Source organism: Bombilactobacillus sp. ESL1202, assembly GCF_058107125.1.
This window is the reverse complement of record NZ_CM176590.1, coordinates 1,066,270-1,081,106: the sequence shown is the minus strand read 5'-3', so window position 1 is coordinate 1,081,106 and position 14,837 is coordinate 1,066,270. Positions and strand designations below refer to the sequence as shown.

General features: G+C 36.1%; 14 protein-coding genes and 1 pseudogene. 3 read left to right on the top strand and 12 right to left on the bottom strand.

Annotated elements, in window-relative coordinates:
• Positions 1–357: 357 nt before the first annotated feature.
• The 3 genes from AC3B7A_RS04785 to AC3B7A_RS04775 form a co-directional block, all read right to left on the bottom strand.
• Positions 358–954 (bottom strand): histidine phosphatase family protein, encoded by a 597-nt coding sequence (locus tag AC3B7A_RS04785; protein WP_489754997.1) that lies wholly within the window; start codon positions 952–954, stop codon positions 358–360.
• Positions 955–1,147: 193 nt separating this feature from the next.
• A complete protein-coding gene (locus AC3B7A_RS04780; protein ID WP_489754996.1) occupies positions 1,148–1,618 on the bottom strand; it encodes a MarR family winged helix-turn-helix transcriptional regulator in 471 nt (156 codons plus the stop codon).
• Positions 1,619–1,651: 33 nt separating this feature from the next.
• Complete coding sequence (locus AC3B7A_RS04775; RefSeq protein WP_489754995.1) at positions 1,652–2,617, bottom strand: polyprenyl synthetase family protein; 966 nt, start codon at positions 2,615–2,617, stop codon at positions 1,652–1,654.
• 71 nt (positions 2,618–2,688) lie between these two features.
• On the opposite strand from AC3B7A_RS04775, the gene AC3B7A_RS04770 reads away from it, so the two are divergent.
• Positions 2,689–3,600, top strand: coding sequence for a 1,4-dihydroxy-2-naphthoate polyprenyltransferase (locus tag AC3B7A_RS04770; RefSeq protein ID WP_489754994.1), 912 nt, complete (start codon positions 2,689–2,691; stop codon positions 3,598–3,600).
• A gap of 79 nt (positions 3,601–3,679) precedes the next feature.
• Here AC3B7A_RS04770 and AC3B7A_RS04765 read toward each other — a convergent pair.
• From AC3B7A_RS04765 to AC3B7A_RS04755, 3 genes and pseudogenes are all read right to left on the bottom strand, one after another.
• A pseudogene (locus tag AC3B7A_RS04765) lies at positions 3,680–4,027 on the bottom strand (RNA-guided endonuclease InsQ/TnpB family protein); the annotation flags it as partial.
• Between the two features lie 24 nt (positions 4,028–4,051).
• Positions 4,052–4,141 carry a helix-turn-helix domain-containing protein gene (locus tag AC3B7A_RS04760; protein ID WP_489756548.1) on the bottom strand — a complete coding sequence of 30 codons (90 nt, stop codon included), beginning with the start codon at positions 4,139–4,141 and terminating at the stop codon, positions 4,052–4,054.
• Positions 4,142–4,477: 336 nt separating this feature from the next.
• Entirely contained in the window at positions 4,478–5,668 is a 1,191-nt protein-coding gene (locus AC3B7A_RS04755) for an acetate kinase (protein ID WP_489754993.1), read from the bottom strand.
• Between the two features lie 174 nt (positions 5,669–5,842).
• Here AC3B7A_RS04755 and AC3B7A_RS04750 point away from each other — a divergent pair, with 174 nt between their 5' ends.
• On the top strand, positions 5,843–7,027 hold the full coding sequence (locus AC3B7A_RS04750) for an NAD(P)/FAD-dependent oxidoreductase (RefSeq protein ID WP_489754992.1): 1,185 nt from the start codon (positions 5,843–5,845) through the stop codon (positions 7,025–7,027).
• Positions 7,028–7,233: 206 nt separating this feature from the next.
• Here AC3B7A_RS04750 and mnmG read toward each other — a convergent pair whose 3' ends face one another.
• The 6 genes from mnmG to rpmH form a co-directional block, all read right to left on the bottom strand.
• Complete coding sequence (mnmG, locus tag AC3B7A_RS04745) at positions 7,234–9,153, bottom strand: tRNA uridine-5-carboxymethylaminomethyl(34) synthesis enzyme MnmG (protein WP_489754991.1); 1,920 nt, start codon at positions 9,151–9,153, stop codon at positions 7,234–7,236.
• Positions 9,154–9,163: 10 nt separating this feature from the next.
• Positions 9,164–10,540 (bottom strand): tRNA uridine-5-carboxymethylaminomethyl(34) synthesis GTPase MnmE, encoded by a 1,377-nt coding sequence (gene mnmE / locus AC3B7A_RS04740; protein ID WP_489754990.1) that lies wholly within the window; start codon positions 10,538–10,540, stop codon positions 9,164–9,166.
• A gap of 290 nt (positions 10,541–10,830) precedes the next feature.
• A complete protein-coding gene (jag, locus tag AC3B7A_RS04735) occupies positions 10,831–11,493 on the bottom strand; it encodes an RNA-binding cell elongation regulator Jag/EloR (RefSeq protein WP_489754989.1) in 663 nt (220 codons plus the stop codon).
• A gap of 30 nt (positions 11,494–11,523) precedes the next feature.
• Complete coding sequence (gene yidC / locus AC3B7A_RS04730; RefSeq protein ID WP_489754988.1) at positions 11,524–12,366, bottom strand: membrane protein insertase YidC; 843 nt, start codon at positions 12,364–12,366, stop codon at positions 11,524–11,526.
• A gap of 25 nt (positions 12,367–12,391) precedes the next feature.
• Entirely contained in the window at positions 12,392–12,730 is a 339-nt protein-coding gene (gene rnpA / locus AC3B7A_RS04725) for a ribonuclease P protein component (protein WP_489754987.1), read from the bottom strand.
• 55 nt (positions 12,731–12,785) lie between these two features.
• Positions 12,786–12,926: a 50S ribosomal protein L34 gene (rpmH, locus tag AC3B7A_RS04720; RefSeq protein WP_249512191.1), complete on the bottom strand. Its 141-nt coding sequence runs from the start codon at positions 12,924–12,926 to the stop codon at positions 12,786–12,788.
• Between the two features lie 475 nt (positions 12,927–13,401).
• Between rpmH and dnaA the strand changes: the two genes are divergently transcribed.
• Positions 13,402–14,757 carry a chromosomal replication initiator protein DnaA gene (gene dnaA / locus AC3B7A_RS04715; protein ID WP_489756547.1) on the top strand — a complete coding sequence of 452 codons (1,356 nt, stop codon included), beginning with the start codon at positions 13,402–13,404 and terminating at the stop codon, positions 14,755–14,757.
• Positions 14,758–14,837: the final 80 nt, after the last annotated feature.

Genomic DNA, 14,837 nt, shown 5'->3' with positions numbered 1-14,837 from the left:
TACACTTAATCTAAAAGTCAATTAAAAAAAGCATTATTTTTTTCTTCAAAAAGTACTATAATCGTCGTGACAAGAGGGATTGAAAATGAAATTCACTTTCGAAACTGCATTCAGATTTTTCTACTATTGTTAGGTCTTGGGGAATTTGTAGCGGTGCATAATCACTTCAAAAGTGTTCAAAAGAATGCTACTGCCAATACGTCCCGCTTTGTGGCTCTGGTACTATATTCTGGTACTTATTTTCGAGTTTGCTGTTTGATTTTCAGTGTTTTACTAATCTTTAATTTCGCCTAAAAACAAAAATTCGTTGACTTTGATCGCAGTTTTTTTAACCGTTTTCAGTAGCCAACGAATTTTTTATTTATGCAATAAGCTTTTAACGTCAATTAATTCTTCAAATTTAAATTGGTGATTCTCAAACGCAAATTTTAAAATATTACAATTTTTCAAATGTGGCAACTGATCACGTGGCTGGTCAACTGGTAAATGTTGCATTAAAAAGGCATAACAGGCACCCCCATGACTAACTGCTAGTACCCGTTTGTGATCTGATTGTTCCATAATCTGTGTTAGCGTTGTTGTCATCCGTTGTTGGACTTGTTCATCTGATTCACCACCATAATAAACAAAATAATCCCCATAAGAATGCTTTTTCGGATCCAATGGTGGATTCAAGCGTTCACTTTCGCCTTCATACAGACCAAAGTTCCATTCCTTAATTCCTTTTAAGCGCTGATAAGATTGATCAGTCACACATTCTAAAGTATCGCTGGCCCGCTCTTGCGTGGACGCATAAGCATGATCAAAAGTAATTCCTTGCTGCTTGAAATATTGCCCCACTTCTTTAGCATCGGCAATTCCTTGTTGCGTCAATGGTGAATCACAAGCTCCTTGAATGCGGTGCGTTTGATTAAACAAAGTTTGTCCATGACGCATCAGGTATAATTCTGACATAATTAATTTTCCCTTCTAGTTAGATTGGAAACGATTAATTAAATTATACCGCTATTTAGAGGTTGGGACAAAAGTCGCTGAGAAGTTGAGTACCAACTGTGTCCAGTACTAAAGTGCGAACTTTTACCTTAATATTAGACACAGTTAAACACAAACTTCTGACTTTTGGAGCACTATAAGGAGAAAATGTTCGTCAAAATTCACGAAAAATTCTTTTTGTTTCAGCCTTTTCTGTTTTTTTAGTCTGAGTGACCACTGCATAAACCGCTTCTAGCGCCTGACAAAATTCTTGCGCATTTAAATTATTCTCGGTAAATAATTGTTGCCACCAATCATTCATGACCTGGCGTAGATGGCAGACTTGTTTTTGACCATACTTAGTGAGATTAATCCGCTTAGCACGTCGATCATCAACATCACACTGCCGTTTAATATACTTTTTTTGCGCTAAATCGCGTAAATCACGTGCTAGTAAACTGGGATCAATGACCATCTTTTGAGCAATTTCTTGTTGCATACAATTGGGATGTTCATCAATAAATAACAACAAATCACTTTGGGTAGCTCTAACATCTAGACAATTTAAACGCTTATTAAACTCATTCTTGGAGCCACGATAAATTCCTGCCAAATACTTACTTAAATAATAGTAATTAGTTGCCATAACTCCTCCAATTCATGTTCAAATTATGCTTTTTTACTGCTGCCGCTTTAATAATTTTTTAGTTAACCAACGTAAATATTTTTTATATTGATTGGGTGGTAAATCCTCAATTAAATTCAAAGCTTTTTGTGAGTAACGGTAAGCTAATTGTTGTGCCGCCATCAACCCGCCGGAACTTTGTACCCGTTCAGCAACTAATTCAATTTGTTCAGGTGCCAACTTTTTTTTACCGGTTAAAAATTGCTGTAAAGTAGGATCTAATTGTAATGCATAAATTAATGGTAATGAGTAGACTCCGTTTTTCAAATCTTCCAGCTGCGGTTTACCAGTTTTGTGACCTTGATAATCTAAAATATCATCTTCAATTTGAAAAGCCATCCCAATATTATGACCGATAAAGCGCGCATGATGCACTAACTTATCATCCTTAGCTGCTAAAATAGCACCAAATTGGGCACTCAATTCAATTAATTGGGCAGTTTTACCAGCAACCTCGCGCAAGTACATTTTAACTGTCGCTTGCGGATTATAATTAATACGCAGTTGATCCAATTCACCCTTTAAAATTTTTTTCATGCCTAGGGCATTTAACTGAACGTCTGCCTGACTAGTAGCCACCTGACTAATTAGTTCAAAATAAACGGTCATTAAATAATCGCCTGCATAAATCGCATTCCGGTCACCCAAGCGAATTTGAAGAGTTTCAACGTTCCGTCGTAATTTAGAATCATCAATAACATCATCATGAATCAAAGTAGCAACATGCAAGACTTCCATTGCGGCTGCCGCCTTAATTTTTGTTTGATAAGCCACATCACCAAAATCACTAAAAATTAATAAACAAGCGGGGCGAATCATTTTACCACCACTGACCACTTGTTCATGAATTGGTTGAGCAATCGCTTGATCTAACGGATCTAATTGTTTTAAAATAAAGTTTTGGACATCTTGCAATTGCTGTTTTAACTCAGGAATTGCAGACCACATGGGATTAATCATCTACAGGCACCTTTTCATGTATTATAATCTTTATATAGTATATCAAAATTTAAGTGAGGTTTATTGAAAGTTTGAAACCAGCAGTCTTTTTAGAATTAGTCGAAATTAAAGCAAAAACCGCGAGTGTGTTTCCTTTTCTATTGGGAGTCTTTTACACCGTCTATCATTACCAGCATTTAAATTGGCTCAATACCGGCCTCTTTTTTATTGCCATGTTACTTTTTAATATGGCCGTGGATATTAACGATAACTACTGGGATTATAAAAACGCTAATCATACTAAAGGTCAAGCATTTCGCCAACAAACTAACGTCATTGGTGTTAATAAATTAAATCTTCAGCATATCGGGTGGTTAAATTATTCGTTCATGGCTATTGCAGCTATAATCGGTCTAATCTTAGTCGCCCGTGTTGGTTGGTTATTATTAATTTTAGGAATTTTTTGTTTTGCTGTTGGTTTTTTATACGCGGGTGGCCCTTGGCCACTAAACTCTTTGCCCCTTGGTGAATTTTTTGCCGGTTTTACTATGGGCTTTATGATTTTTTTAATCACAGTTTGGTTAAACGTGCATCAATTACTCAACTTTAATTTAGCATTTATCCTTCCAATTTTAATGGCTGCTGGTTGTGCAGCCTGTGCTATCGCTTCGTTACTGTTAGCTAACAATATTTGCGACTACCAAGAAGACTTAGATTTAGGTCGTCACACCATTGTCCGTTATCTCGGCGTCAAAAATAGCCTCTGGTTTTACGCCGGAATTTTAATTCTCGGCTATTTATTATTAATTCTTGCCGTTTTAAAAAATTATTTACCGTGGTTTAATTTAGTCACTTTAGTAACAATTCCTTTAGTTTACAGTAATACGCAACAATTCTTTGCGATTCATGTTAAAAAAGAAACATTTAAATTAGCCGTACAAAATCTTTTCGTAATTACCTTTACTCAAGTATTAACTCTTGGTTTAGGTTTATTAATTCCTTGAGACTACGTCGGCACTAAAGTACCGAGCTTCTGGGAACAGACTTAACTTGCTAGGCTTTGTCTGACAACTTAGTAGCGGTTTATCCTAATTGCTTGATATTTAACGCAGCATTGACATCACGGTCATGCTGCTTTTTACATTGTGGACACTGCCACTGTCTGACATTTAACTCATGTTTTCCGTCATCATAGCCGCAATTGGAACAGATTTGACTCGTTTTTCTGGGATCGACAGTAATTAATTGTTTACCATGCCACGCACATTTATACTCCAATTGCCGCCGAATTTCCCGCCATGCTTGATTAGCAATCGCTTTAGCTAGATGGTGATTCTGCAACAGATTTTTGGTTTTCAAATCTTCAATCACAATCACATCATAGTCTTTAACTAATTGGGTTGTTAACTTGTTTAGATAATCATGACGTTCCTGTTGCATCGCTAACATTTGATTTCAAACAAAGCACACCGCACCAAAGTTTTTAATGATTTGTTGCCGTTGTGTTTGATTAGGATAGATTTTTAGTTTAACAGCTTTGAACACCACAATCTTGCACCACCCTTGGTTTAATAAATTAATTATAAGCCATAGATATTTACAAAACAGCTAAAATTCAAACATGGAGCAATTCATCACGTCCTTAAAAGAAGGTGTTTCCTTGCTCGTTTTAAAAAATAAGATTTCCACAGTCAGAAATTGATAGCTATTGATCCAAAAAGGGGCTAGAACAATAAGATTAACGTTCGTCTTCTATATTAAGAATTACACGAACATTAATTATTACGTTCCAGCCTCTTTTAATACTTTCAGTAATTAACTATATAAATGCTCAGAATTAAGATTGAAAATTCGACTCAATCCTCTTTTGGATCCTACAATTTATTTGATGAGCTGATAAGTGTCGCGCACAATCATTAATTCTTCATTAGTTGGAATTACTAATACTTTGATTTGAGAATCAGGCGTACTAATAATTTTCTCATGACCATGAACTTTATTTTTCTGCGGATCAATTTTAATACCTAAATGTGCCAATTGAGCACAAACATCGGCCCGGACCTCCGGATCATTTTCACCAATTCCGGCCGTGAAAACTAAGGCATCAGGTTGTTCATCCAACAAGGCCAAATAAGAGCCCACATATTTGACAATTCGATTGACGAACATTTGTTGAGCTAATAATGCTCGTTTATTACCATTCTCTGCCGCTTCATCAATATCACGTTTATCGTTCGATAGACCAGAAACGCCTAACAAACCCGATTGATGATTTAAAATATCCATCATTTCCGACACATCAGTCAAGTTTTCTTTTTGCATTAAGTGTTCAATAATTGACGGATCAATATCACCACTACGAGTCCCCATCATAATTCCAGCTAGTGGCGTAAAGCCCATCGACGTATCAATGGCTTGACCATTTTGAATGGCCGTAATTGATGCTCCACTACCTAAATGCAGCGTAATTAAATTAGTTTTCTCAACATCTTGCTGCAAAATCTCTGCCGCCCGTTGCATCACATAGCGATGACTAGTTCCATGCGCGCCATATTTACGCACATGGTCTTGACGATAATATTTCAAATCCAAGGGATATAAATAATTAACTGGCTTCAAACTGGTGAAAAATGAAGTATCAAAAACTGCCACTTGGGTGGCCTGTGGTAATAATTTGGCAAAAACCCGAATATAATAAGCTTCGGTGGCATTATGTAACGGTGCCAGTTCAGCTAAATCGGCAATGGCTTGAGCTACATAAGGTGTAATTTTTGTTGAACGCTTAAATTGTTCACCACCCGAGACGATACGATGACCGATTCCTTTGATATCTTCTAAGTGTTCAATGATTCCTAAACTCTTTAATCGTGTTAAAATTAAAGTAGCTGCAATTTGTTGATTAGTAATAGCTTCTTGTTGCTTAAACTTGTGTTCACCATACTGAGCTTCAAAAACGGCGTCACTTTTGCCCAAACGATCAATCATTCCCTGCGCCACTTTACGTTCGCTAGGTAAATCATAAATTTGCCACTTCAAACTGGAACTACCTGCATTAATTGCCATAATCAACATAATTTAAATCCTCCATTCTTTGCTGTCATTCATTATACTTCAAAGAAATCGGTTACACAAAAAAATCATTAATCTCTAGAAAACTTTAAAATAAATATAGTATATCGGTTTTCAGAACTTAAGAAAAAGTTTATAATAATTGTTAGAATTACATACAAAGAAAGGATTGGGTTTATGGCTCACATTGTAATTTTAGGAGCAGGCTACGCTGGTCTAGGTACTGCCAGAAAGTTAGCAAAAATTGCTCCTGCAGACACACAAATTGATTTAATCGATCGCAACACTAAACATGTTGAATCTATTGAACTTTATCAAGTAGCTGCTGGGACGGCTAATGCTGATAAAATCAGCTTTGACATCCGTGGTGTTCTACCAGATAATGTTAATTTCATTCAAGCAAATGTTTCAAAAATTGATTATGAAAACAAAACAGTTGAATTTTCCGATCATGATGATTTAACTTATGATTATGTCGTGGTCGGTTTAGGTTTTCGATCCGAAAACTTTGGCATGGAAGGTGCCGATCAGTATTCTTACAAACTACAAGATATTCCTTCTGCGGAAAAAATTTATGAAGTTATCAATTCTAACATCCGTAACTACAAGCAATCACAAGATCCGAACGATTTAAATATCGTCGTTTGTGGTGCTGGTTTTACTGGCATTGAATTATTGGGTGAATTAATTGACACTGCTAAAATATTGAAGGCTAAGTATGAAGTACCAGAAATTAACATTACCAGTGTTGAAATGGCTCCACAAATCTTACCAATGTTCGATTCTGAATTAGCACAATATGCGGTCGACTTCTTAAGTAAAAATGGTATCAAGATTATGACTAGTGCTAAAATTAAGAAGATTGAACCAAATGCAGTTGTTTACACTAAGGGTGATAGTGATGAGGAACAACGCATTTACGCTAATTCAATTATCTGGACTGTTGGTGTTAGTGGTAGTGATGTTATTAAGGATTCCGGTTTTAATGCCCGTCGCAATCGGATTACAGTAACTGATTACTTGAACATTGAAGATCATCCTGAGATCTATGTTGTTGGTGATGATTCCGCTTCAATGGATCCTCAGTCGAATCGTCCATTGCCAACCACTGGTCAATTGGCTTTAGCACAATCCGTGGTTGCTGCTGAAAATATTGTTGCCGACATTAACGATGCTCCTAAAAAGAAATTTGTTTATCATTCTAAAGGAACAATTGCTTCTTTAGGACCATCTCATGGAATCGCCGAAATTACTAAACCACATTTAAAACTCAAAGGTGCAATTGCTGCTATGGCAAAACGCTTCTCCTTTGAACAAGTTTTGTACGAAGTTGGTGGCGTTAAAGGTCTCCAAAAGAAGTAATTTATCAATCTCAATGTAGCTCAACTAAAAATTCTAGATGATTTTCCTAATTGGAAAACATCTAGAATTTTTTTATCTGCGATTAATATAATCCCTAATGTTAAAAAACATTCTACCGGTAATCAAAGATTGATTCAGTTGGTAGAATGTTTTTTATGTGTTATCTTTTTTAACCAGACTCATTCACACGTATCATTAATACACGCTTATTGGCGGTCAACTTTCGCGATGCGGCCGCGTTGAATATAGACCATCAAGATACTCAAATCAGCGGGATTAACCCCCGAAATTCGGCTAGCTTGGGCCATAGTCGTTGGATTAATTTTTTGCAATTTTTGCCGTGCTTCAGTAGCTAACCCTTGCACGTCATTATAGTCCAAATTTTCTGGAATTTTTTTCGATTCTAATTTTTTAAGATGAGCAATTTGTGCTTCTTCTTTTTTAATATAACCAGCGTACTTCAAGGAAATTTCGACTTGCTCAGTGACTTCTGGCGGTAATGGTTCATTAGTTGAACCAATGAACTTTACAACTGTTTGGTAATTAATTTCGGGGCGTTTTAAGAAATCTGCAGCAATAACTCCATCTTTTAACGGGTTCATCCCTAAATCTGTTAAAAATTGATTAACCTCTTTATTGGGTTTAATCCGTGTCATTTTTAAACGTAAAATTTCGGCTGAAACTTGTTGATACTTATGCAAAAACTTTTGATAGCGATTATAGTTAATCAACCCTAAGTGGTAACCCTTTTCCGTCAAACGCTCATCCGCATTATCATGCCGTAGAATCAAACGGTATTCTGCTCGACTAGTTAACAAACGATAAGGCTCATTAGTACCTTTAGTTACCAGATCATCAATCATCACACCGATATAAGCTTCATTGCGTCCTAAAATAAATGGTTCTTTATTTTGAGCACTTAAAGCCGCATTTATCCCGGCCATGATACCTTGACCAGCCGCTTCTTCATAACCGGAAGTCCCATTCATTTGTCCAGCAGTATATAAATGGCTAATCACTTTAGTTTCCAAAGATTGCTTCAACTGCCATGGTTCCACAATATCATATTCAATCGCATAACCTGGCCGCATCATCTTGGCATGTTCTAAACCGGCTACGGAATGCAACATCTGTTGTTGAATTTCTTCCGGCATGGAAGTCGAAAAATCACCCACGTAATATTCCTGCGTCGTGCGTCCTTCTGGTTCCATAAAAATCTGATGCCGCGGCTTATCCGCAAAGCGCACTACTTTATCTTCAATTGAAGGACAATAACGTGGACCGACGCCCTCAATCACTCCCGAAAACATCGGTGCTCGATCTAAGTTTTCCCGAATAATTTGATGAGTATTTTCATTAGTATAAGTCATCCAACAAGAAATTTGATCTTTTAAATAATTAGTCCGGTCAGTCAAATAAGAAAATGACCGAGGCGTTTTATCACCTGGTTGTTCCTCCATTTGGGAAAAATCAACACTATCCTTCGCAACTCGCGGTGGAGTACCGGTTTTAAAGCGGCGCAATTTTAGACCTAAACGTTCTAAATCTTCGGATAATTTAATCGATGGTAAAGAATTATTAGGACCAGAAGAATACATCAACTCGCCAATAATAATTTTCCCGCGCGAAGACGTTCCAGCTGTTAACACGACACTTTTAGCACGATAACGGGCTCCGGTACTAGTTACCACACCTTGGCAAACTTGATCTTCAACAATTAATTGATCAACTAAACCTTGCCGTAAAGTCAAGTGCGGTGTTGTTTCAATCGTTTCTTTCATATATTGATGATATTCATTCTTATCAGCTTGCGCCCGTAAGGCACGCACTGCAGGTCCTTTACCGGTATTTAACATCCGCATCTGCAAGTAGGTCGCATCAATGGCTTGACCCATTTGCCCACCTAAAGCATCAATTTCACGAACAACCACGCCCTTAGCCGGACCACCAATTGACGGATTACAGGGCATAAAAGCAATCATATCTAAATTTAAAGTTAAAAGTAGCGTTTCTTGACCCATACGCGCAGCTGCTAATGCCGCTTCACAACCAGCATGACCAGCACCAACAACAATGACGTCATACTTTTTTGCTGTTTCATATTCACGAACTTGATTTTCTGGCATTTTAAACTCCTTATTTTCCAACACAAAATTGCGTAAATAGTTGGGTGATCAGCTCATCCGGCGTACTTTCGCCAGTAATCTCACCTAATTTATCCCAACAATTCGTCATATCAATTTGGACTAAATCTATTGGCATTCCTTCATTGATCCCCGTAATAACGTCACTTAAAGATTTTTGTGCCTGATTTAATAACCCGACTTGCCGCGCATTTGTCACCACAGCCCCATCTTTGGGTTCAATTCCCGCAAAAAACATCGTTTGAATCCGTTGCTCAATCTGATCAATTCCTTGCTGATTCAAAGCTGAAATGTGAATCACATCTTGTCCATCAACCCCGATTGTTTGGGGCGAAAAAGCCGCTGGTAAATCATTTTTATTAATAATAATTATCCGTTTTTGCTGTGCAGTAACTTGTAATAACTGTTGATCTTGTGCATCTAAGTTACGGCTGCCATCTAATACTAATAAAACCAGATCCGCAGTTTTTAATTCCTGCAAACTCCGATCAACACCAATTTTTTCCACTTTATCTTCTGTGTCATGAATTCCAGCTGTGTCAATCAATTGTAAGGGGATACCATTAACATTAGCCATCTGCTCAATCACATCACGAGTCGTTCCAGCAACATCCGTCACAATCGCACGGTCTTGTTTAGCTAAAACATTTAATAAACTAGACTTACCAACATTGGGTTTGCCAATAATGGCAGTTTTTAAACCTTGATTTAAAATTTGTCCTTCTTGAGCAGTTTTTAATAAATTATCAATTTGTTTTTGCACTTGTTGGGCTTTTTCCAGTAGCATTTTGGTCGTCAGCTCTTCAGCGTCATATTCTGGATAATCAATATTAACTTCAACTTGTGCTAAAACTTCTAAAATTTCCTGACGTAAATTTTTAATTAAATGATTTAAAGAACCATCCAATTGTCGGACGGCTTGATCCATTGCCCGATCTGTCTTGGCTCGAATAATATCCATGACCGATTCAGCTTGGGTCAAATCAATTCGACCATTCAAAAAAGCACGTTTCGTAAATTCACCTGGTTGTGCCAGCCGTCCCCCATTACTTAATATTATTTGTAAAACTCGATTGGTTGCCAATAAACCGCCATGCGTATTAATTTCTACAATATCTTCACGCGTAAAAGTTTTTGGTGCTCGCATAACTGAAATCATTACCTCATCAACCACTTGTTTGGTCTGTGGATCGATGACATGTCCATAATTAATAGTATGTGAAGCAACTTTGGTTAAATCTTTACCCTTTGTTATTTTATTAGCAATAGCAATCGCATTATCTCCAGATAAACGAACAATAGCAATGGCCCCTTCGCCCATTGGGGTGGAGATTGCCGCAATCGTATCAAATTCAGTAATTTCCGTCATTCAACTACTCCTTTAAGACACAAAAAAAGTGCTACTAATCCAGACTAAAAATTAATCTCGATAAAAAGCACTTTGACTACTTTTTTAAATTGAAACATACAACTGGAACCCCAAAATTCTTCAACTGCGTATTTTAGAATAATAATTACTTTAGAAGTAAATTATTACTTTTGTGCACGCAATAATAAATTAATATTTGTTGAAAACTCGACCGAATTAGCTCAGCTTATTGCCCCAGTCACAGACAGTATTATGGTTAATATAATAGTAATTTTTGTTCTTGTCAAAAATTACTGCTCACGTACTGGACGAATTACTAAATATTTATCCAATCCCCGCCCCTGGGTACGCACAAAAACTTTTTCATTTGACTCAAGATTTTGATAAATAATTTTGCGCTCAATTGCTGGCATAGCATCTAAATAAACTGGTTTATTGGTTGCGGACACTTGCTCAGCTTTAAAGGCCGATAAGGCAATTAAAGATTCTTGTCGCCGTTTACGATAGTCACCAACATCTAAAAGTACCGGTTGATCGCGAAAATCCAAATAATAAGCAAATTCCTGCACAATCGTTTGTAAAGCATTGATATTTTTACCATGCTTACCAATAATTTTAGCTTGTAACGGTTCGGCCACTTTAATATTGAATTTCAAACAATCAACATTTTTAACATATTCGACTGCTTTAGAAAAACCCATCGCTTGTAATATCTGATCTAAATAGGTCTGAATTTGTTGAATTTTATTTTGCGCTGTTTGATTAGATTCTACTAAATTTTGAATATTCTCAATCGGCTTTAATTCAACAATTGCTGGTTTTCTACCAATTCCAAAAAATCCTGAACGTCCCTCGCTGATTACATCGACTGAAACTTGTTCTCGCTGAACTTGTAATTGTTTTAAACCTTCATCAATGGCTTTTTGAATTGTCGATCCCTTAAACTCTGCCATGTTTACAACTGAACTCCTCCAACATCATAATTACTTATGTTTTTTATATGCTTTTTTACGTGCTTTACGCAACGCTTTTTGGCGTTGTCGTTCCTGTTGAGCTTTAGCTTCCTGCTCACGACGATATTTAAACGGATTTTGTAATAATAAAGTTTGTAAAACTTGAAAAGCATTGGAAACTACCCAATAAACAGAAATTGCTGATGGAAAACTAATTGCTGGAATCAAGACCACAATCGGCATAAACCACATCATCATTTTTGTTGACTGCGGTTGATCAGGCTGTGATAAATTAGCAATCCAAGTACTTAAAAAGGTAAAGACAGCCGCTAAAATTGGTAATACATAAATAGGATCCGGCTTGCCTAAAGCCATCCACAAAAAGCTTCCATTACGTAACTGCGTGGTTCGATAAATTGCTTGGTATAAAGCCCACATCACCGGCAATTGAATGATTAATGGTAAACAACCAATCAATGGATTGACGCCTGCTTCAGCATATAACTTTTTAGTTTCTGCCTGCAACTTTTGTTGAGTTTCCATATCTTTAGCTGAATATTTATCCTGCAAAGCTTTCATTTGCGGTTGAATATCCATTTGTTTTTTCATACTACGTGTTTGCCACCAGTTAAGTGGTAATAAAATCACTCGAATAATAATTGTGAAAATTACAATCGCCCAACCATAATTATTACCAACTAAATTAGCCAGCCACAAAATAAATCTTGAGCATTGATAAAGCACGTAATGGTTCCAAAAGCCACTACTATTTTTAGTAATGGGAACATTAATATTGGAACATCCACTTACTACCAAGACAAACATTAAAAGCGCAACAAGTAACAGCCAACGATGTTTATTTTTTTTCAGCATAGCAACTTCCCTTTAAATAATATTTCTATAATATTTTACCTAATTTTAGAAGATGTATCAGATTTTTTTTTGTTTCCGCCATATTTAATTTAGTCGCAGGACGACGAGCAATAATCAAAAAGTCAATTTCTGCCGGTAACTGTGGCTTTAATTCTAATAATGACTGCCGTAAGTATCGTTTCATTTGATTGCGCAACACTGCCGTATGCGCAATTTTCTTACTAACTGACAAACCCACTCGAAAATGTTTTTGTTGTGGTTTTTTGATTTGATATAACACAAATGCCCGATTAGCCACCGAGTCATGTTGATCATAAACCGCTTGAAAATCTTTTTCTTTTTTAATCCGATAACTTTTTCGCATAATCTAACTATCTACCTCGTCTAATAAATAAAAAAACCACTGAATTTTCAGTGGCCTAGGCGGATAATACTTTTCTACCTTTTTGACGACGACGTGCTAAAACCTTACGACCGTTACTGGTACTCATCCGTTTCATAAAACCATGGACACGTTGACGATGACGTTTCTTAGGTTGATAAGTTCTTTTTGTAGTCATGTTTAAACACCTCCATAACTAATCTCATCGTTTACTATTCTAATGATAATACCATAATAGTTTACCACATTTACAAAATAAAAAACATTATTTTTTATTAAGAAAGTATGACTTTTATTTTTCCACCTGTTAATAAAACAGTGTAAAAACTTTCTTAATTTTAATTTTCCAAACTTTTTCCACAACACAATTAGCAATATATCAACAATTAACTCAATTGTTCACAGCTTTTCCACAGTTGTGGATTTTGTTTGGTTGACACAGGTCATCCTAATCAAATTCTGCGTTACTTGCTTGTGGAAAAATAAAACATCTGACTTTTTTCTTTTTTTTCCACAACCGGTAATTTTTTTAATTTATTTTACGAGAATAAGTTGATTTTAAATATCCACTTGTGGAAAACTTTTATAAAAAATGCTAAAATAATGCAGTTCTATTCTTATTATATTTTTGCTGGAGGAGTAATGTGCCTGAAATAACAAATGGCGAACTAGATTCTTTTTGGGAATTTTTGCAAAAAAAATTTAAATCCGATTTTGCTGCCGTTAGTTATCAAACTTGGATCGAAAGCGCCAAACCTTTAAAATTAGAAAATCAAAAAATTTTTATTTCTGTCCCTTCATCTTTGCACAAGGAATATTGGGAAAGAAATATTAGTACTAAAGTGGTTGAAGCCGCTTATGAATACAGCAATCAAGAAATCGTGCCGGTTGTTTTATTAGAAGCTGATGTCAAAAAAGCTCAACAAATAACAAATCCTAGTACCGATCATAAAAATCCTTCACAACCAAAACAGTCTCCCATTCAAAATGCTCATTTAAATAGTAAATATACCTTTGAATCTTTTGTTACTGGAGGCGGTAATCAAATGGCACACGCCGCTGCACTGGTTGTTTCTGAAGAACCGGGAACAATGTATAATCCACTTTTTATTTATGGTGGTGTCGGTTTAGGTAAGACTCATTTGATGCAAGCGATTGGCCATCAGTTATTAGATCGTGATCCTAGTGCAAATGTTAAATATATTTCTAGTGAATCTTTTGCCAATGACTTCATTAATTCCATTCAAAACCGGACTCAAGAACAATTTCGGAATGAATATCGTACCGTTGATTTATTATTAGTCGATGACATTCAATTTTTTGCAGACAAAGAAGGAACGCAAGAAGAATTTTTCCATACGTTCAATACTTTATATAACACTAAAAAACAAATTGTTCTCACTTCTGATCGTTTACCGAATGAAATTCCAAAATTACAAGAACGCTTAGTATCACGTTTCAAATGGGGGTTATCTGTGGATATTACTGCACCAGATCTAGAAACTAGAACCGCTATCCTGCGCAAAAAAGCAATTGCGGAAAACTTAGAAATTCCAGATGATGCTCTATCTTATATTGCCAGTCAAATTGATAGTAACGTCCGCGAATTAGAGGGAGCTTTAGTTCGTGTTCAAGCTTACTCAACTATTAATAATGCCGACATTGATATTAGTCTGGCAGCAGAAGCGCTCAAAGATTTAAAAGATTCCAAGCATCAAGTTGGACTGACCATTAGTAAAATCCAAACGCAAGTAGCTAAATACTATAAAGTTACAGTTGAAGATTTAAAAGGTAAACGCCGCAATAAAGGCATCGTCGTTCCCAGACAAGTTGCTATGTATTTAGCCCGCGAATTAACAGATAGCTCATTACCCAAAATTGGTCAGGAATTTGGGGGAAAAGATCATACTACTGTCATTCATTCGTGCGAAAAAATTGCTAAATTATTAGAATCAGATTTAAATATTCAACATGACTTAACTAATCTCAAAGCCAGTCTCAAAAATTAACATGTGGATAAAAAAATAAAAACTCAAACTTTTCCACAAAAGTTTTACGCAATTTATTCACAGGACAAAGTTGATTAACT

Bases quoted from the DNA above. Each gene is read 5' to 3' on its own strand.
- yidC (WP_489754988.1), bottom strand. From the start codon at position 12,366: ATGCTGAAAAAAAATAAACATCGTTGGCTGTTACTTGTTGCGCTTTTA.
- mnmE (WP_489754990.1), bottom strand. From the start codon at position 10,540: ATGACGGAAATTACTGAATTTGATACGATTGCGGCAATCTCCACCCCA.
- jag (WP_489754989.1), bottom strand. From the start codon at position 11,493: ATGGCAGAGTTTAAGGGATCGACAATTCAAAAAGCCATTGATGAAGGT.
- AC3B7A_RS04755 (WP_489754993.1), bottom strand. From the start codon at position 5,668: ATGTTGATTATGGCAATTAATGCAGGTAGTTCCAGTTTGAAGTGGCAA.
- rpmH (WP_249512191.1), bottom strand. From the start codon at position 12,926: ATGACTACAAAAAGAACTTATCAACCTAAGAAACGTCATCGTCAACGT.
- AC3B7A_RS04750 (WP_489754992.1), top strand. From the start codon at position 5,843: ATGGCTCACATTGTAATTTTAGGAGCAGGCTACGCTGGTCTAGGTACT.
- mnmG (WP_489754991.1), bottom strand. From the start codon at position 9,153: ATGCCAGAAAATCAAGTTCGTGAATATGAAACAGCAAAAAAGTATGAC.
- AC3B7A_RS04780 (WP_489754996.1), bottom strand. From the start codon at position 1,618: ATGGCAACTAATTACTATTATTTAAGTAAGTATTTGGCAGGAATTTAT.
- AC3B7A_RS04775 (WP_489754995.1), bottom strand. From the start codon at position 2,617: ATGATTAATCCCATGTGGTCTGCAATTCCTGAGTTAAAACAGCAATTG.
- rnpA (WP_489754987.1), bottom strand. From the start codon at position 12,730: ATGCGAAAAAGTTATCGGATTAAAAAAGAAAAAGATTTTCAAGCGGTT.
- AC3B7A_RS04785 (WP_489754997.1), bottom strand. From the start codon at position 954: ATGTCAGAATTATACCTGATGCGTCATGGACAAACTTTGTTTAATCAA.